Origin of the sequence: Corynebacterium sp. LK2590, from assembly GCF_040946105.1 — a bacterium.
Taxonomy (GTDB): domain Bacteria; phylum Actinomycetota; class Actinomycetes; order Mycobacteriales; family Mycobacteriaceae; genus Corynebacterium.
Genome location: NZ_JAYWMH010000006.1, coordinates 196220 through 212750 on the forward strand (window position 1 = coordinate 196220; position 16531 = coordinate 212750).

The window sequence follows — 16531 nt, forward strand, 5'->3', positions numbered from 1 at the left end:
GATACTTTGGAAAGAGCGTCAACCCTTCGGATGACATTTTTTTTAAAAAAGTTTTTCCTAATCCGCCTCACCTGCTAGTTCGCTAGGCTGGAAGGCCCCGGATTGTATAAGGAGATGGTTGTACGTGGCCGCTGATGCACTACAGGAACTGCGCTCCACAATCGAAAAGCAGCTGCGCCGCTTTTGGTCGAACGATGCCCCGGCCAACCCCCGTTTCGGCGTCAAGAACACCGCCCCGCCCAACGCGCTGCGCGAGGAGGTCGCCGAGGAGATCGCCGAGATGCTGCGCAAAGACCCCACCAAGGAGGGCTATTTCGGCTCGCTGAGCGAGGATTCACGCACCCGGATGGCCGTGTCCAACGAGGAGGTCGACTCGGCCGGCTCGAGCTCCACGGTGGACTCGCTCCCGCTGGGCGCGCGGCTGAAACCCCGCGGCATCTTCGAGGACGACTGGACCGCCCGCCCCAGCCCGGACCGCCCCTGGCCCATCATCTTGTTGCACGGCACGGCCGATTCCAAGGGCATCTGGCAGATCCTGGGCGGCGAGCTCCGCGAGGACGGCTGGGCCGTCTTCGCCCCAGATTACGGCACGCGGGCGACGGGCCTGCTGCCCGAGTCCGCCGCGCAGGTCGGCGCCTATATCGACGCGGTGCTGACCATGACGGGCGCGGAGAAGGTCATCATCGCGGGCCACTCGCAGGGCGGGCTGCTGGCCCGCTACTGGATGCGCGTGCTCGGCGGGGCCAGCAAGGTCCGCCACCTCATCTCGATCGGCGCGCCCAACCACGGCACCACCGAAGGCGGCATCATCAGCCCGCTGATGGCCAGCAAACGCAACGACTCCATCATGAAATCCATCATCCAGTCGTTCTTCGGCGACGCCGGCCAGCAGCAGATCGTCGGCAGCGAGATCTTGAGCGCCGTTAACGACGGCGGCGACTTGGACGAGGGCGTGACCTACACGTGCATCGCTACGCGCCACGATGCCGTGGTGGTCCCGCCCGAGACTTGCTTTTTGTCCCCCAGCAAGGTCAAGGACGGCACGGTGCGCAACATCTACGTCCAGGACTTTGATTCTCGCGCGGTGGTGCTCCACCACGACCTGCCGGTGGACCGGCGGGTGCGCGCCATCGTGCGCACCATCGTCCGGCAGCTCTAGTCCGACTCCCGGATGGTCTCGACGAAAAGCCAGCTCGAGTCCAGCTCCCCGTGGGGCGAGCACCGCGCGTGCCAGCCGTCGGGGCGGACCTGGACCACCATCCGCCGCCCACACAGGCGGCAGTAGCGCGGCACGTCCAGGCCGGCCGCGGCCGCCGGGTGCAGGGCGGAGACCGCTTCCAGGAGCTGTCCGGTATTCGGGTGGTAGACGGGCGGATCGCCGGCGAGGACGGACGCGGCGAGCGCGGAGTGATTAGTTTCCGCAGATTTCCCCGACATCTACAGCGCCTTGATGGGCAGGTCGATGCGCCCGAGCATGTCCACATCCTTTTCGATCTGGCGGCCCAGGGTCGTCAGGTAGTTGCCCGCGATGATGGCGTTGATGCCGCCGAGCAGGCCCTTCTCCGTGCCGTCGTCGCCCAGGGACAGCTCGCGGCCGCCGGCGAAGCGGAGGGTGACAGCGGGCATCGCCAGCCGGAAGGCGGCGACGGCGCGCAGGCCCTCGCCCAGGGGAACCAGCGGGCGATCCGCGAACGGGGTGCCCGGCCGCGGGTCGAGGAAGTTCATGGGCACCTCGCAGGGCTCGATCTCGGCCAGCTGGGCGGCGAACTCGGCGCGCTGCTCGAGGGACTCGCCCATGCCGATGATGCCGCCGCAGCAGACCTCCATTCCGACCTCGCGGACGAAGTCGAGGGTCTGCCGGCGCTCTTCCCAGGTGTGGGTGGTGACCACCTGCGGGAAGAAGCTGCGCGCGGTCTCCAGGTTGTGGTTGTAGCGCTGCGCGCCCATGTCCTTCAGGCGCTGCGCCTGCTCGCGGGTCAGGGTGCCCAGGGAGCAGGAAATCTCAATGTCGACCTCCGCGTTGATGGCGGCGATGGCCTCCCCCACCTGGTCCAGGAGGTTATCGTCCGGGCCCTTGACCGCGGCGACGATGCAAAACTCGGTCGCGCCGGTCTTGGCGGTGTTCTTCGCGGCCTCCACCAGCTCGGCGATATCCAGGCGGGCGGCGCGCACCGGCGAGGCGAACAGGCCCGACTGGGAGCAGAAGTGGCAGTCTTCCGGGCAGCCGCCCGTCTTGATGGAGATGATGCCTTCCACCGAAACGTCCGGGCCGCACCAACGCAGGCGAGTTTTATGCGCGATGTCGGCGATTTCTTCCAGCTGCTCGTCGGGGACGGAAAGGACCTGCAGGAGCTCTTCTTCGTTCAGGCCGATGCCCTGCTCTAAGGCCTTCTCGCGGGCGATATCAACAATACTCATACGGGTAGCGTAGCGAACAAAGTTGAACGGCGTTTAATTTTGCAACTTTAAGTTTATTTCTTTCGCGGGTGGACCGCGGCACTAGGCTGGGGTGCATGAGCGAAGACACCAGCCTGTACGACGACACCCTGGAGCTACTCCAGGAGCTTATCCGCAACGCCTGCGTCAACGATCTGACCGATGATTCGGGCCACGAGGTCCGCAACGCAGACACGCTGGAGCGCTTCTTTGCCGGCACTAACGTGCAGGTACAGCGCTTTGAGCCCCACCCCGGGCGGGTCTCGGTGTTGTTTACGGTCCCGGGCGGCGACGGCGAACCGCTGACCCTGATGGGCCACACGGACGTCGTGCCCGTCGACCAAGACAAGTGGACCAAGCCACCTTTCGATGCTGTCATCGAGGACGGCGTGCTCTACGGCCGCGGCGCCGTCGACATGCTCTTCATTACTGCCACCATGGCGGCCGTGACCCGCGAGGTGGCCCGCCGTGGGAAGCCAGCGGGCGATCTCACCTTCGCCGCCCTGGCGGACGAGGAGGCCCGCGGCGGCTGGGGCTCGCGCTGGCTGTATGCCCACCACCCGGAGGCGATGAGCTGGGACAACTGCCTGTCGGAGACCGGCGGCAGCCACCTGCCGAACTCGCTGGCTTTCAACGTGGGCGAAAAGGGCGCGGGCCAGCGCCGCCTCCACGTGCACGGCGACGCCGGGCACGGCTCGACGCCCTTCGGCAAGGACTTCGCCATCGTGAAGATCGGCGAGGTCGCCCGGCGGATCGCAGAGGCATCCGCGCCCGTGGCCACCAGCGAGACCTGGACCGGCTTCGTCAAGGCGTTCCGCTTCGATCCCGCCACGGAGCAAGCGCTCATCGGCGGCCAGGGCACCGCGGAAGATTACCGTGCCTTCGGCAACCTGGACGCCTACGCGCACGCCTTTTCGCACACCACCTTGTCCCAGACCGTCCTGCGAGCCGGCGGCGCTATCAACGTTCTGCCCTCCCACGCATACCTGGAGATGGACATCCGTCCCTTCCCCGGCCAGACCCAGGAGGACCTGGACGAGTTCCTGCGCCAGGCGCTGGGCGATCTGGCCGACGAGGTCACCATCGAGCACCTCATTACCGAAGACGCCACGCAGTCGGGCACCGACACCGCGCTCTGGCAGGCCATCGAGTCCACCGCCCACGAGTTCTTCCCCGACCTGGACGTCACCCCGGTGCTGGCGACGGGCGGCTCGGACCTGCGCATCGCCCGGCGCGCCGGCGGCAACGGCTACGGCTTTGCCCTCCACGCACGGGCCCGGGACATGGCCGAGGCCAATTCGCAGCTCCACAGCCACGACGAGGCGCTCCACTTGGAGGATCTCGATCTCACGGTCCGGGCCTACCGCAGCCTGGTGCGGCGCTTCCTGGGCGTCTAGAAAGTTTCCTGCGTACACTTTCCCGAACCGCGAACTCGTGCCAAGATGTATCCCATGAAGAAACGCCTCGCTGCCCTCGTGTTGACCGCTACCCTTGCAACCCCCGCCGTGGCTTCCGCCGATCCCGTCGACGACCTGCTGGCCAAGGTGCCCGCCGGCCAGATCTCTTGCGAAAAGGCCCGCAGCTACTGGACCAACCCCGGCGACTACCAGTCCAAGCGCAGCCAGGCGCTGTCCGTGGCCACCTTCCACCCGCGCGGCGGGGAGATCCGCTCCGCCATCGCCCGCATGGACGACGCGGTCAACCGCTGCAACCTGGGACAGTCGGGCAACCAGCAGCAGCCTGCCCCACAAAACACCCATCAGAACCGCGCTCCGCAGAACACCCACCGCGCCCAGAACGTGATTGAGCTGGCGGTCGCGCCCGGCCAGCCGACCGTCGACGTGCCTTTCGCCGGTCAGACCTTCCGCATCCCGGATCTCGCCGCCCTGGCTCGCACCGCGCTAACCCAGGTGCAGCAGCAGTTCGGCTCTCTGTCGTCCTTCTAGTCGACCGGACCCAGCTGGAAGTAGATCTCCTCGTGCGCGTGACACCCGGGATTAAACGGGTGCCCGCACGCCGGGCAGGCGGTGGCTAGCCGGTAACGCCCGTAATTCATCGTCTCCCCACAAACGCCGCACAAAACCGCGTCCGCCTGCTTATCCATCGCGCCGAACGGGTGATCGGCAAGCTCCGCATGGCAGATAGAGCACGCGTAAAACTGCCCGCACGTCGCACACTTGTTGGCCACCACATCCACCGCGCTATGCCAGTGCGCGCAACGCCCCTGGGCGTCCACGTCGACGCCATGGATTTCTTTCCCCGACATACTCAGCCATTCTTTCCCACGAAAAGAGATACTCTTTGCACCTCATACCCTTTCGGGTTTATGCACACTCAACGATACTCAGAGGGAATCAGCAGACTTGCTGGGTTCACTGTTTTGTGAATTAACCAGACACAAACCATGCAGCATTCTCAAAGGGAAATCTAAGGCCTCTTCTTTCTCGAATGCCACCACGCCAGTAGGGCAAACCCCGTAACAAGCTGCGTCACGCCGAGTATGATCCACGCCGTCGAATCTAGGACGACGGGAACGAGGCCTCCCAACACGGTCATCACCGCGTGCATGCCACCATGTGTACCGGCCGCCCACCACACGCTTTTCTTCCACACAACCACCGCGCCGGCGAGAACCGCCATGCCTAAGGGAAGAACGAGGTATAAGAGAAAATCTGTTGTGCTTTGCTGCCCACCCGAGGAGGAGAGGTGCGGAACAGTGAAAGCCAAGGTCGTCCACACTACCGTGAATACGGGTCGCTCATCTGTAGTAGAAAACAGCCATCCACGATAAATCAATTCCTCTGGAATCCCTTGCAGGAAATAAGAACGTACTAGAACAAAGACGACACCTGCCACTATCACTCCCACTGGAGCAGTGCTGGGGTCTGCATCGTGCTGTGCCACAGGCTCCGAGAAAGCAGATAAGAAAACCCAGCCAACTACCATCGGTACTGCGACGACAGCCGTGCCACCGAGAATCCCAGGGAGGATTTTCGAGATATCGAGAAGCCCGATAGCTCGCAGTTTTCTCCGCTCGACAAACCGCAACCATCCCCACAGCATGATCACGACAGCGAGGGGGGTCAGCAGAAAGATAGCAGCATTAGCTCCGATACCCACAGCGTCGTCTCGCCTCGCGATGGGAAGCTGGTGCAACGGAACACGCACCATATTAGAGGCCATAAGTATGACGAATGCGGCAACGATGCGAACCAAGAGTCCCCACCAGTTCAATGGAAGACGTGGGGAAAGAGGTAATTGAGGTTTGTTCATGTCAGGAAAATTACAGCTACTATGAGCTGTTTTTAAGTGTCTCCAGTCATTACTTCAGGTCGCTGAAAATATGACCCACGTCATGGGTCGGGCGATCTAGGATTAGCCCTATGCCTTCCCGAGCTCGCTACATTGCTCCATCCACGTATGTTGCGTCGACCTACGACGTCGCCATACTTGCGCAGCCTTTTCTAGCTTTCCTCAGCCCAGTAGCGGTGTTTATGATTCTGGCTATTGTTCGCTGGGATACTCCCCAGGCGATGATCCCTCAACTCGTAGCCCTGACGCTTTTCCTTGGCACTGAAATCTGGTGGTCGCACGCGGTAAAAAAGCGCCTGCCTCTCACTGCGGCTACGTGGTGCTTCGCTGCGTCAGCCCTAGTTGTATTCCTCACCGCAAATAACTCGTCCTCGCTGGTAGTAATCTGGCTTGGGGTCGTGGCCGTAGTCATTGTCCAGTCGTTGCGTGCTGGAATCATCTACGGTCTGTTCCCTGTTTTAGCCGTAGTCGGAATCCATGTCGTCTCCGGTTCTAGCCTTGGCAGAATCATTACCGAAGCTCTAGCGTCGTTCTCGCTGATAGCAATCGGTGTCTTTCTTGCACGCCTTGCCCGTACGGCAGCCACCGATGCTGTAGAGAAGACCCATCGGGCTGCAGAACTCGCCGTCGCAAATGAACAGCTACGGCGCTCTATCGAGACCGCCCGGGAGCTCACGCTCTCTGAAGAACGCGGACGCATTGCAGCAGCTTTGCATGATGGTTTAGGACATCGGCTCACGGCCATCAGCATGAGCTTGGATTTTTCCCAACGCATGATAGCGAAGAACCCAGAACGTGCCGCCGAAGAGATAGCTCATGCGCGCAATACAACAATTGCCGCTCTCGACGATATGCGCACTGTCGTGCGGGCTCTCCACCCTATTCGTTTAGAATCCGAAGGGTTTTATGACGCACTGACTGCGTTGGGAAACTCCTTTTCTTCTACCGCACTGACCGTTGAGGTAGAAGTAGCATCAAACGCCCCAGAACTCACACCTCCCGTGGAGAATATTCTTCTCGCTGCGGCACAGGAGGCCTTAACCAACGTGGTCCGACACAGTGCAAGCACCACCACGGCACGCATGTCCGTGAATTTTGACAGCGATTTCAACGTCATCACTATGTCGGTTTCCGACAACGGCCCAGGTTCTGATGACTCGCAGGCTGGCTTTGGTATTCGCTCGCTACAAGAACGCGCCGGAGCGCTTGGCGGACGAGTCCTCGTTTCGGGGCACGGGGGAATTGCTGATGGGTTTCTTCTCAGTATCGAACTGCCTGTGACTAGCTGCTAACAGAAGGACAGATCAACGTATGACTAACCGAGTAATTCTCATCGATGACCATGAGCTGCTTCTCCGCGGTCTCGCCTTAATTTTCGACACCATCGACGAGTGCGAGGTCGTCGCAACTACTACTAATGGAAAAGAGGTGAGCTCGCTTATCGATGCTTTTGCTCCCGACATTGTTGTCACTGATGCGGTCATGCCTGACTTCGATGGGCTCGCTGTCGTACGCGAGTGTGCGACCCATTACCCTCATGTTCCCGTACTGGTTCTCACCACCTTCGACGACGCCACACTGGTCCGCTCACTCATCGATGCTGGTGCTGCAGGCTATCTACTCAAAGACATTGATGCCAATCATCTCGCGGAAGCGATCGATGCCGCCGCCAGCGGCGGCATCGTCCTCGATCCCCGTATTGCCCGCATGCTGCACCGACCAACAAACGCGTGCTGCAGTCCATCATCTAAAAAGCCTGCGTCCGTGGAGGGAGTCACCACCTTGACGCGTGCAGAGCGCAAAGTCGCGACCCTTGTTGCGGAAGGAAAGAACAACAAGGAAATCGCTGAAATTCTCTACTTGGCCGAAGGCACCGTAAAGAACCATGTGTCCGTCCTACTGCGCAAGATGAAGGCTTCCGATAGAACCGTCCTCGCTCTCACTCTTGCCCGAGCTTTTGGTCAGCTAGATTAATTAACATACTGAAGCGTTCTGAGTTTAGGTCCTTTCTCAGCTAAGCAAGGACAAGACACTAGGCCTAGAAAATATTCCGTCGAGCTCAAGGAGTAGGCGGTCCATCAGGTCATCGAAATGGTCCGCTTGGAGTCCTGCTCACTACAACGCGCCTACGAGGAAGTCGGTGAGCTCCTCGATGCATCACGCCACACATTGCGGGCGTGGTACCGCGACAGCGCCTCTACACGAGACGGCCGCAAAGCGCCGGATAGCGAAACAATGGAAGAAGAACTTGGGGCGCCTGCGTCGAGAAAACCGCGAACTGAAACGAGCAAACGGGATTCTCAAGACTACTTCAGCTTTTCGCAGCGGAACTCGACCGACCCACGACCACATGATCTCTTACATCGACGCGTATAAAGATCAGTTTGGGGCCTGGGGCCATCTGCAGAGCGCTTCGACAATCAGATCGTGGATTCATCACCTCACGCGGCTACCGAAAAGCCACCACACGTGTTCCCAGTGCGAGAGCGTTAAGCGATAGCCTGCTTATCCCAGAGATTCAACGCGTGCATGCTAAGAATTTTTCGGTCTACGGTATCCGCACAATGTGGCACGCGATGAACCGTGAAGGCTTTCATATCGGTCGTGACAAGACCACACGTCTGATGAAGCTAGCAGGTGTTTCCGGCCGCAGACGCGGGCGAACTCCGGTCACCACGATCAGCCCGAAGACACCGGATCATCGCCCGGATCTTGTACAACGAGACTTCCGTGCACAAGCACCAGGCAGGCTTTGGGTTGCTGATATTACTTACGTTCGCACCCTGTCAGGATTCGCCTACACCGCGTTTGTTGTGGATGTCTTCAATAGAAAAATTGTTGGTGTTGCGACACGCTCGACGATGCGTACCGATGCGCTGCCCATGGAGGCATTGGAACATGCGTTAACGACTGCAGGACGAATCCATGGAAACCAGCTGGCACACCATAGCGATCGGGGCAGCCAGTACGTGTCACTGAAGTGTTCCACCGCGCTAGCGGAATCCGGAATCCGCCCGAGTGTCGGAATAGTCGGCGACTCCTACGACAACGCATTGACGGAGACAGTCAACGGACTCTACAAAGCTGAACTCATTCACGCCCAAGGCCCGTGGACATCGGTGGGGGAAGTCGAACTAGCCACCTTGCGGTGAGTGCATTGGTGGAACACCAAGAGACTTCACGAAGCATTGGACTACACCACCCCACAAGAAATAGAAACCGAGTATTGTCTCACCCAGCCGATCAGCACAGGGCCGTAAAAGAAGCGGAACTAAACCCAGGACGCTTCAGTTGGTGGTGGATCCGGATTTCTTATCAACGTAAATGTATTTGCTGGCAATACCTTCCTGGCGCAGAGCGTCGATCTGTCGGTCAAGATCCTGTTTCGCGGTCGACACCCGAGCGTAGCCAGTATCCATAACCAGAATAGTGCCGGAAGTCTATTCTGTAGCGGACATTATGGGACATGGTTGTGGCATGACTTGTGGGAAATACTCCTCCTGGGACTGTGTATTTTCAATCCATTGTCATTGATGGTGTCCCACTTCCTTGAAAGTGAGGCGTTCGGGAAAGGCCGGAAGGGGCCCCTTTTCCGACGTTCAAACTATTGCTTGAAATACAAGTACTCGCTTGTTAATATCGGAGTGTGCTTACAGAGATTTCCTTATCCATCCCCGCGTCAGATCTCAGTCCCGCCGAGCGGGCCCAGTTACTCGCACCCACACTGTCCGCGCTGTCGGATGAAAACCGGTTGACGATCCTGCTCACCTTGGCGGAGAAGTCGATGACCAACCGCCAGCTCCATGAGGTCACCGGGATGAGTCAGGCGTTGGTTAGCCATCATCTGGCTGCCCTGCGCAAGGCCGGACTGGTGGACTCGGAGCCGAGGGGTCGTGCCACGCTGAATTCGGTGTGTTGTGCTCAGCTGGCTGATCCGGTGCGCTGGCTGGCGCACCTGGCGGCGTTGACCCCGGAGGGACAACGCGCCTGCTGCACGGACACCTCCCTGAGAAGCGAGGTCGTTGATGCTGATTAGCGCGCTCGGCACGTTCACTATCCTCCTGGTCGAACTGCTCCTGCTATTTCTGGTGATCTCCTATGCGGTCGCGCTGATCAACCGGCGCTTCGGTCCGGAGCGGTTGCAGAGCTGGATGGATGGTGGAGCGGTTCCCGGCCAGGTCAAAGGGCTGGCATTGGGGGCGATCACTCCGTTTTGTTCCTGTTCGACGATCCCGATGTTTGTCAGCATGCTCAAAGCCGGGGTGGCCTTTCGTACCACCGTGACCTACCTGATCGCTTCGCCGCTGCTCAACCCGGTTATCGTCGGCGGGATCTGGCTGATCTTTACCTGGCAGGTCGCGATCAGCTACGCGGTGATCATGGTGCTGCTGGCGCTGGGAGCACCCTGGGCCTGGACCGCGCTGGGTATGGAAGACCAGCTGCGCAAGGTCAAGGTCAAGGGCGGGCGCCAGCTGGACGGGACCCCGTGGCGTGGAATCAAACAAGAAACCCCGGCAACGATCCGTCAAACATGGGACGATCTTCGCCCCATGCTCCTTCCGATGATCATCGGCGTGGCCATCGGTGCATTCATCTACGGGGTCGTGCCCGAAGACGGCCTGGGATTTATGGCCGGTGGAAACGTCTGGTGGCTGATTCCACTGGCTGCGGTGATCGGTATCCCGCTGTATGTCCGACTGGAAACGATGCTGCCGGTCGCCCTGGCTTTATCGGGTGCCGGGGTAGCCATCGGCCCGATCTTCGCGATGATGATCGGCGGGGCGGGGGCCTCTCCGCCGGAGGTCTCCATGTTGGCGGCGGTGTTCAAGCCGAAACTGTTGACCACCTTCGTGATCACCATTCTGCTGGCGGCCATGCTGGCCGGCTACGCGATGACGATCATCCTCTAAACCACGTACCTCTAACGAAAGGAGACCCTCATGGGCTTCAAAGACCTGTTTACCAAGAAAAACTCCACCTCCGACTGCTGCGGGGTCGAGATCGTCGCCGACGACGACACCGACACCACTGAGACCACCAGTGACCAGGAGGAGCAGCACCCGCAGGCTACGTCCTAACCCGACACATCCGGTCTCTACCAGCGTGTCTGGCTCTCGGACGAGGAGCTGACAGCCGGTGCAGACACCAACGACCCCGCGTGACAATCGCGCGGGGTCGTTGATGTGGGGTGGGGTGATTAGTTCTCAAGCAGCTCGGCGATGAGCCTGCGTACCCGGGTGTCGATGTCGTCACGGACCAGGCGCATGCGCTCGATCCCCTCGATACCGCGCGTGGACGGCTCGTCAGTCACCCACCGTTCGCACGTTCCGTGGGCGTCGTCGGGTAGCTCCAGCTGGGCATCACCTCCCAGGATGATCACGCGGTCGACCTCGCGCAACAGCTGTGGATCTACACCCTTAGGGTGGCCTGCGGACATGTCGGCGCCGGCCTCTGCGATGACCTCGACGGATTGGGTGTTGAGCTTCGTGCCGGGTGTCGTGCCGGCGGAGTGGATCTCGATCCGGTCACCGGCGTGCTTAGCGGCTAGGGCTGCGGCCATTTGGGACTTTCCGCCGTTGCCGACGCAGACGAACAGAACTGTTGGGTGGGTGCTCATGAGGTGAAGGTCTCCTTCTCGGATACAGCAGTCTGCGAGGACGGTGTCGAGGATACGGGTAGGGTCGGATCCTGGGGGAAGAGTTTCGGTCCCAGCCACCGCATGGTGTAGACTAGGCCGACAAGCACCGGGATCTCGATCAACGGGCCGATCGTGCCGGCTAGCGCCTGTGCGGAGGTCGCCCCGAAGGTGCCGATGGCCACGGCGATGGCCAGCTCGAAGTTATTGCCCGCTGCCGTAAACGACACCGACGCCGACTGGGCGTAATTCATTCCCGACGCCTTCGTCGCAATCAGTGCGATGGCGAACATGCCGACGAAGTAGGCCAGCAGCGGCACAGCCACGCGGGCCACGGTCCACGGCTGGGAGGTAATCTGCTCGCCCTGCAGGGAAAACAGCAGCACGATGGTATAGAGCAGGCCGCTCAGTGCCAGCGGGGAGATCTTCGGCAGGTAGGTGTTTTCGTACCAGGCACGGCCCTTGGTTTTTTCACCGATGATCCGGGAGGCCACTCCGGTGGCCAGCGGGATGCCAAGGAATACGAGCACGGAAACCACGATCGACCAGAAGGAAAATTCGGCCGAGGTAGTCTCCAGGCCCAGCCAGGCCGGCAGGACCTGGAGGTAGAACCAGCCGAGTACGCTGAGCATGATGACTTGGAACACCGAGTTGATCGCCACCAGGACGGCCGTGGCCTCCCGGTCACCACATGACAGATCAGTCCAGACGAGCACCATCGCAATACACCGAGCCAGGCCGACGATGATCAACCCGGTGCGCAGTTCCGGCTGATCTGGCAGGAAGATCCAGGCCAAGGCAAACATGAAAGCCGGACCGACCAGCCAGTTGAGGACGATGGACACCGTCATCAGGCGTTTATCGGCGGCGATCTCGACGGCCTTGTCGTAGCGAACCTTCGCCAGTGGCGGATACATCATCACCAGGAGGCCAAGCGCTATCGGCAGGGAAATCCCACCGACCTCCAGAGCGCCCAAGGCGTCACCAATACCGGGGACCACCCGTCCGATGAGTAGGCCAGCGGCCATGGCGAGAGTGATCCAGACCGGCAGGAAGCGGTCCAAAATCGTCATGCGTGGGCGGTTATCAACATTCATATTCATACGAGCCTTTCACAATATTGACAAGCATCAATACAAAAAGTAGCCTTTATATTGAAGGTTGTCAATATAGGATGGTTGGTATGACATTCTCGCAGACTCTCCCGCTGGCGGACTTGTCCGCCTGTTGCTCACTGGGTGCTGGCCCCTTGACCAGTGGTGAGGCCGAGCGCTACGCCACGTTGTTCAAGGTGTTGGCCGATCCTGCCCGCCTGCGTTTGCTATCGCAGTTAGCGGCCGAAGGCTGCGGCCCGGCCAGCGTCGGGGAGCTGACAGAGACGTCGGGGTTGAGTCAGCCGACCGTGTCGCACCACCTGAAGCGGTTGACCGAGGCCGGGTTATTGGACAAGGTCCGGGTCGGTCGGACGGTGACTCATCAGGTGCGCCCGGAGCTGTTCGCGGAGCTGCGCACCGTGTTGCAGATGGACTGACCCACCACCGACGAGAAGGAGACGATCACACACGTGACCAGCAAACACTTCGAGGCGATCATTATTGGCGGTGGCCAGGCGGGCCTGTCCACCGCCTACTACCTGCTGCGAGCAGGCGTGGACGCCTTGGTCCTCGACGATCAAGAGGGTGCCGGTGGGGCGTGGCGGCATGTGTGGCCGTCGATGACGTTGTTTTCCACCGCAGAGTTTTCCAGCCTGCCGGGCAAGCCCATGCCAGCCTACGAGGGGTTCCCACCGTCGGACCATGTCATCGACTACCTTGCTGACTATGAGCAGCGCTACCGGATCCCCGTCGAGCGCCCCGTGCACGTGGACCGCGTCGACCGGGAGGATGGAGGCTACCGCCTCTACGCCGGTGATCGATCGTGGACGGCTCCCCATGTCGTAGCCGCCACCGGTACCTAGTCTACTCCCTTCGTCCCGGCATACCCGGGATTGTTTACCGGCACGCAGTGGCATTCGGCAAACTATCCCGGGGTGGGCCCCTTCCGGGGGTCGACCGTGGCTGTGGTGGGGGCGGCGAACTCCGCCGCGCAGATCGCCGCCGAACTCACCGGTGTTGCCGAAGTCACCTGGTATACCCGCCATCCACCACGGTGGATGCCCGATGAGATCGACGGGCGGGTGCTGTTTCGCCGGAACCGGCAACGCGCCCTGGCCGTCCAGCGCGGCGAGACCGATCCGGGGGCCGACTCAGAGCTCGGCGACATTGTCGTGCTGCCTGAGGTGCGCGCTGCCCGCGACGCCGGATGGTTGGCGGCGACGCCGATGTTTAACTCCCTCAACGAAGTACGGGCCGATCATCTGATCTGGTGTACCGGGTTTCGGCCGTCCCTCGGACCGGTGCGCCGGCTCCTGGACGGCACGACCCCAAAATACCCGGGCCTGCACCTGGTCGGTTACGGCGACTGGACCGGCCCCGGATCCGCCACACTCACCGGGGTAGGCCCCTACGCCAAGCAGACCGCCCGGACCATCGCGGACTCATTTGGCATGACCGTCAAGTAATCTCCGCCTGGCCGGTAACCCCGAGGTATACGCTGTGGGTCAGAGATTTTCCTATATCCGTGTCTTCAGTGCCGACCAGAACCTGGCCCGCCAGCGCGAGATGATCGGCACCGTAGATAAGGAGTTCCTCGAAAGCTCTCTGCCCGCTCCCGCGCTGACAGATCAGGCTTGGAGCGCTGCGTCGACTACCTGCGGATCACGACGAGCTGATCGTGGCGTCCGGCTCGCCTGACCCTTGGTGTACGGGCCTGAACCCCGGAAAGTGGACACGTCGGGGGTTAGCTATGCTCCTTTGGTCAGTGTAGCGTATGTGAGTGCTTCAAAGCTCTGCTGATGCTGCGTTCAGCGAGAGGTCCTCATTGTTCTCATAGAGAGCCACAGCATCGCGTTTGAACTGTTCGGAGTACCTGGACATGATGGTAGATTACCTTTCTTCCTAGCCCGACTAGGCTGGATAGCAGGTGTCCACCTAAAAGGGGTCAGGTCCGTTACGAATTGTTAAAGGGTAATCATGAAAAACTACGCCAGCTTTTTTGAGTACACTGCACAGCCGGCAAGCGATCAGCACATCCTTGAGATCGAAGACAAGCTTGGCAAAAAGCTACCTGGTGATTAGAAGATGCTGCTTTCAGAAACTGGAGGCGGCATCCTCAACCTAGAAAAGTCTTTCCTTACAGATATTTCCTTGCCTGATGGGGACACCTTGGAGATCGTTGTTGAAAGCATCTTCGGCAACGGCACAGCAAGCAATGGCTCTCATGTTGATTTGATTTGTGGCTATCCACGATTTGCGGGTAACCCCACAGTGTGGCTATCCAAAGAAATCCACGTTGTTTGCAGTGTTCGATAGCGTTTAGGCGGGCATGTCGGTCTTTGCGGTCATTGATACCGAAACCACCGGCTTTAACAAGCGCTACGACCGCATCATTGAACTTGCTGCCGTGCGCGCTGACGCATACTTCAATCCCGTCGACTCCTGGCACACATTGCTCAACCCTGACACCAAAGCCGTGTCCACTACTCGGGGGGACACCCCGCCCACCTCGGCACTCAACCCTGCTGTGGGGGTTACTCGTAGCGAAGCGAGCTGAGCATCCCGGTTTCCATGTGATAGGCGTTATGGCAGTGAAATGCCCACTCACCGGGGTTGTCAGCGATCAGGTCGGCGATCATGGTTTCACCGTGGCGGAGAAGGACGGTGTCCTTGCGTAGCCCGCCGCTGCCGGGCAGCGCCCACGTGTGGCCGTGGATGTGCATGGGATGGGGCATCATGGTCCTGTTGCGCATGACCATCCGCAGGCGCTGGCCCTCCTGCACGGTCGCGGAGGAGGATTGGCCGTCGGTGAGAATGCTCCATTCATACGGCATCATCTGCCCGCCCAGGTCGATGCTGACTTCTCGGTCTGGTGTGTCCTCGGGCAGGAGTGCACGGTCTGCTGGCTTCAGGGAAGACAGAAGCAGTCCGGTGGACGACAACTCGGGGAAGTCGACATCGGGGTGGGGGACCTGGCCGCCGGCGGTGCGGATGACGGCGAAGGCGCGGTCGTCCTTACCCACCGCCAAAGCCGTGAGCGGGAAGATGCCGTCGCCGAGGATGACCTCGACGTCGACACGCTCGCCCATCGACAGGTAGATCGATTCGGTCTCCCAGGGCTGGACAGGGAAGCCGTCGGTGAGGGTGGCGGTCATGCGGTGACCACCGAGGGCCACCTTGAAAATGGTGTCACCGCCGGAGTTGGTAAACCGCAGGCGGCCCTTGTCTCCCGGGCGAGCCTCGAAGGTCCGGTGAGCACGGGGGATACGTCCGTTGATGAGGTAGTGCGGATACACCACATCGCCGACATCCCCGCCCAGTACCCGGTCCGGGGTGCCGTGCATCATCCGGCCGTGGCCTCCCATTCCCATCCTCCCGTTATGGTCGCCCGAACCCATTCCGGTGAGCTTGCCGAGCTCATCGTCGGGAGTGCCCTGAATGCCATCGACCCAGTCGTCGAGCACGATGGTCCACTCGACGTCCTGATCCTCAGCGTCTTGCGGGTCACGGATGATCAGTGGGGCGTGGAGGCCGCGTTCAAGCTGCAGGCCGGTGTGGAAATGGTAGAAGTAGGTGCCACCGTGGGGGACTTCAAAAACATAGGAGAAAGACTCGCCAGGTTCAATGGGGTCCTGGGTCATGCCGGGCACACCGTCGGCTGCGTTGTGGAGTGCGATGCCATGCCAGTGGATGGAGGTGCTCTCAGGCAGTTCATTGGTGATATCGACCTGGAGGACGTCGCCGGCGGTGGCCTCAATGGCCGCATCCCCGGTGTCAGAGACGTATCCCCACGTCTTGGCTTCGATGCCGCCGATATCCAGAGAGAGGGGCCGGGCGGTCAGTGTTCGGCGCACCGTCGGCTCACCGAGCGCAGTGGGGGGTGGGAGTGGGGCGAAGGGAGGGACCTGGTGCCGAGGTAGCGGGTCCAGGGGCGCTGGTGCAGGCGGCCACGGCCCCGGTGCCGGCGAGGACGAGCCCGCCGAGCAGAAACTGTCGTCGGGAAAATCCGTTCATCTTGATTTAACCTTCCTTGGTGCTAGATTTCAGTGACACT

The 16531-nt window shown here is 60.8% G+C and carries 17 protein-coding genes and 4 pseudogenes; 13 read left to right on the forward strand and 8 right to left on the reverse strand.

What is annotated here, in order from left to right; genetic code table 11:
* The first annotated feature begins 124 nt into the window (after positions 1-124).
* Positions 125-1159 carry an esterase/lipase family protein gene (locus tag VVR85_RS09065; protein WP_368520580.1) on the forward strand — a complete coding sequence of 345 codons (1035 nt, stop codon included), beginning with the start codon at positions 125-127 and terminating at the stop codon, positions 1157-1159.
* Here the strand turns inward: VVR85_RS09065 and VVR85_RS09070 are convergent.
* Entirely contained in the window at positions 1156-1437 is a 282-nt protein-coding gene (locus VVR85_RS09070) for a hypothetical protein (RefSeq protein WP_368520581.1), read from the reverse strand. The genes VVR85_RS09065 and VVR85_RS09070 overlap by 4 nt on opposite strands.
* Positions 1438-2418 (reverse strand): biotin synthase BioB, encoded by a 981-nt coding sequence (gene bioB, locus VVR85_RS09075; RefSeq protein ID WP_070768579.1) that lies wholly within the window; start codon positions 2416-2418, stop codon positions 1438-1440.
* Positions 2419-2513: 95 nt separating this feature from the next.
* Between bioB and VVR85_RS09080 the strand changes: the two genes are divergently transcribed.
* Together VVR85_RS09080 and VVR85_RS09085 are read left to right on the forward strand one after the other, a co-directional pair.
* A complete protein-coding gene (locus VVR85_RS09080) occupies positions 2514-3833 on the forward strand; it encodes a M20/M25/M40 family metallo-hydrolase (protein ID WP_368520582.1) in 1320 nt (439 codons plus the stop codon).
* Positions 3834-3887: 54 nt separating this feature from the next.
* Complete coding sequence (locus VVR85_RS09085; RefSeq protein WP_368520583.1) at positions 3888-4382, forward strand: hypothetical protein; 495 nt, start codon at positions 3888-3890, stop codon at positions 4380-4382.
* On the opposite strand, the gene VVR85_RS09090 is transcribed toward VVR85_RS09085, so the two are convergent.
* Together VVR85_RS09090 and VVR85_RS09095 are read right to left on the reverse strand one after the other, a co-directional pair.
* The gene (locus VVR85_RS09090; RefSeq protein WP_368520584.1) at positions 4379-4702 is read right to left on the reverse strand and encodes a CHY zinc finger protein; all 324 of its coding nucleotides are present in this window, start codon (positions 4700-4702) and stop codon (positions 4379-4381) included. The genes VVR85_RS09085 and VVR85_RS09090 overlap by 4 nt on opposite strands.
* Before the next feature lie 161 nt (positions 4703-4863).
* Positions 4864-5709, reverse strand: coding sequence for a lysostaphin resistance A-like protein (locus VVR85_RS09095; protein ID WP_368520585.1), 846 nt, complete (start codon positions 5707-5709; stop codon positions 4864-4866).
* Positions 5710-5819: 110 nt separating this feature from the next.
* Here VVR85_RS09095 and VVR85_RS09100 point away from each other — a divergent pair, with 110 nt between their 5' ends.
* The 3 genes and pseudogenes from VVR85_RS09100 to VVR85_RS09110 all read left to right on the forward strand — a co-directional run bounded on the left by VVR85_RS09100 (position 5820) and on the right by VVR85_RS09110 (position 9008).
* Positions 5820-7040 carry a sensor histidine kinase gene (locus VVR85_RS09100; RefSeq protein WP_368520586.1) on the forward strand — a complete coding sequence of 407 codons (1221 nt, stop codon included), beginning with the start codon at positions 5820-5822 and terminating at the stop codon, positions 7038-7040.
* Between the two features lie 19 nt (positions 7041-7059).
* Complete coding sequence (locus tag VVR85_RS09105; protein ID WP_368520587.1) at positions 7060-7722, forward strand: response regulator; 663 nt, start codon at positions 7060-7062, stop codon at positions 7720-7722.
* A gap of 117 nt (positions 7723-7839) precedes the next feature.
* Positions 7840-9008 (forward strand): annotated as a pseudogene (locus tag VVR85_RS09110) (IS3 family transposase).
* A 30-nt stretch (positions 9009-9038) separates the two neighbouring features.
* On the opposite strand, the pseudogene VVR85_RS09115 reads toward VVR85_RS09110, so the two are convergent.
* A pseudogene (locus tag VVR85_RS09115) lies at positions 9039-9167 on the reverse strand (recombinase family protein); the annotation flags it as partial.
* Positions 9168-9394: 227 nt separating this feature from the next.
* Here VVR85_RS09115 and VVR85_RS09120 point away from each other — a divergent pair.
* From VVR85_RS09120 to VVR85_RS09130, 3 genes are read left to right on the forward strand one after another with little or no spacing between them, the layout of a single operon-like run.
* Positions 9395-9784 (forward strand): ArsR/SmtB family transcription factor, encoded by a 390-nt coding sequence (locus VVR85_RS09120; protein ID WP_368520588.1) that lies wholly within the window; start codon positions 9395-9397, stop codon positions 9782-9784.
* A complete protein-coding gene (locus tag VVR85_RS09125; RefSeq protein ID WP_368520599.1) occupies positions 9774-10658 on the forward strand; it encodes a permease in 885 nt (294 codons plus the stop codon). Before VVR85_RS09120 ends, VVR85_RS09125 begins: the two co-directional genes overlap by 11 nt.
* Before the next feature lie 30 nt (positions 10659-10688).
* The gene (locus tag VVR85_RS09130; protein WP_169833256.1) at positions 10689-10826 is read left to right on the forward strand and encodes a hypothetical protein; all 138 of its coding nucleotides are present in this window, start codon (positions 10689-10691) and stop codon (positions 10824-10826) included.
* A 119-nt stretch (positions 10827-10945) separates the two neighbouring features.
* On the opposite strand, the gene VVR85_RS09135 is transcribed toward VVR85_RS09130, so the two are convergent.
* Entirely contained in the window at positions 10946-11365 is a 420-nt protein-coding gene (locus VVR85_RS09135) for a low molecular weight phosphatase family protein (protein WP_368520589.1), read from the reverse strand.
* Complete coding sequence (gene arsB, locus VVR85_RS09140; RefSeq protein ID WP_368520590.1) at positions 11362-12480, reverse strand: ACR3 family arsenite efflux transporter; 1119 nt, start codon at positions 12478-12480, stop codon at positions 11362-11364. Before arsB ends, VVR85_RS09135 begins: the two co-directional genes overlap by 4 nt.
* A gap of 86 nt (positions 12481-12566) precedes the next feature.
* Between arsB and VVR85_RS09145 the strand changes: the two genes are divergently transcribed.
* From VVR85_RS09145 to VVR85_RS09160, 4 genes and pseudogenes are all read left to right on the forward strand, one after another.
* On the forward strand, positions 12567-12914 hold the full coding sequence (locus VVR85_RS09145; protein ID WP_368520591.1) for a metalloregulator ArsR/SmtB family transcription factor: 348 nt from the start codon (positions 12567-12569) through the stop codon (positions 12912-12914).
* Positions 12915-12947: 33 nt separating this feature from the next.
* Positions 12948-13943, forward strand: a pseudogene (locus VVR85_RS09150) (ArsO family NAD(P)H-dependent flavin-containing monooxygenase).
* A gap of 619 nt (positions 13944-14562) precedes the next feature.
* Entirely contained in the window at positions 14563-14793 is a 231-nt protein-coding gene (locus tag VVR85_RS09155) for a hypothetical protein (RefSeq protein ID WP_368520592.1), read from the forward strand.
* 13 nt (positions 14794-14806) lie between these two features.
* On the forward strand, positions 14807-15034 hold the full coding sequence (locus VVR85_RS09160; protein WP_052292422.1) for a 3'-5' exonuclease: 228 nt from the start codon (positions 14807-14809) through the stop codon (positions 15032-15034).
* Here the strand turns inward: VVR85_RS09160 and VVR85_RS09165 are convergent.
* Positions 15012-16491: pseudogene (locus VVR85_RS09165) on the reverse strand (multicopper oxidase domain-containing protein). The gene VVR85_RS09160 and the pseudogene VVR85_RS09165 overlap by 23 nt on opposite strands.
* Between the last annotated feature and the right edge of the window lie 40 nt (positions 16492-16531).

Excerpts from the sequence above, each read along its gene's own strand:
- VVR85_RS09070 (WP_368520581.1), bottom strand. The coding sequence starts at position 1,437 with ATGTCGGGGAAATCTGCGGAAACTAATCACTCCGCGCTCGCCGCGTCC.
- bioB (WP_070768579.1), bottom strand. The coding sequence starts at position 2,418 with ATGAGTATTGTTGATATCGCCCGCGAGAAGGCCTTAGAGCAGGGCATC.
- VVR85_RS09080 (WP_368520582.1), top strand. The coding sequence starts at position 2,514 with ATGAGCGAAGACACCAGCCTGTACGACGACACCCTGGAGCTACTCCAG.
- VVR85_RS09085 (WP_368520583.1), top strand. The coding sequence starts at position 3,888 with ATGAAGAAACGCCTCGCTGCCCTCGTGTTGACCGCTACCCTTGCAACC.
- VVR85_RS09090 (WP_368520584.1), bottom strand. The coding sequence starts at position 4,702 with ATGTCGGGGAAAGAAATCCATGGCGTCGACGTGGACGCCCAGGGGCGT.
- VVR85_RS09095 (WP_368520585.1), bottom strand. The coding sequence starts at position 5,709 with ATGAACAAACCTCAATTACCTCTTTCCCCACGTCTTCCATTGAACTGG.
- VVR85_RS09100 (WP_368520586.1), top strand. The coding sequence starts at position 5,820 with ATGCCTTCCCGAGCTCGCTACATTGCTCCATCCACGTATGTTGCGTCG.
- VVR85_RS09105 (WP_368520587.1), top strand. The coding sequence starts at position 7,060 with ATGACTAACCGAGTAATTCTCATCGATGACCATGAGCTGCTTCTCCGC.
- VVR85_RS09125 (WP_368520599.1), top strand. The coding sequence starts at position 9,774 with ATGCTGATTAGCGCGCTCGGCACGTTCACTATCCTCCTGGTCGAACTG.
- VVR85_RS09130 (WP_169833256.1), top strand. The coding sequence starts at position 10,689 with ATGGGCTTCAAAGACCTGTTTACCAAGAAAAACTCCACCTCCGACTGC.
- VVR85_RS09135 (WP_368520589.1), bottom strand. The coding sequence starts at position 11,365 with ATGAGCACCCACCCAACAGTTCTGTTCGTCTGCGTCGGCAACGGCGGA.
- arsB (WP_368520590.1), bottom strand. The coding sequence starts at position 12,480 with ATGAATGTTGATAACCGCCCACGCATGACGATTTTGGACCGCTTCCTG.
- VVR85_RS09145 (WP_368520591.1), top strand. The coding sequence starts at position 12,567 with ATGACATTCTCGCAGACTCTCCCGCTGGCGGACTTGTCCGCCTGTTGC.
- VVR85_RS09155 (WP_368520592.1), top strand. The coding sequence starts at position 14,563 with ATGCTGCTTTCAGAAACTGGAGGCGGCATCCTCAACCTAGAAAAGTCT.
- VVR85_RS09160 (WP_052292422.1), top strand. The coding sequence starts at position 14,807 with ATGTCGGTCTTTGCGGTCATTGATACCGAAACCACCGGCTTTAACAAG.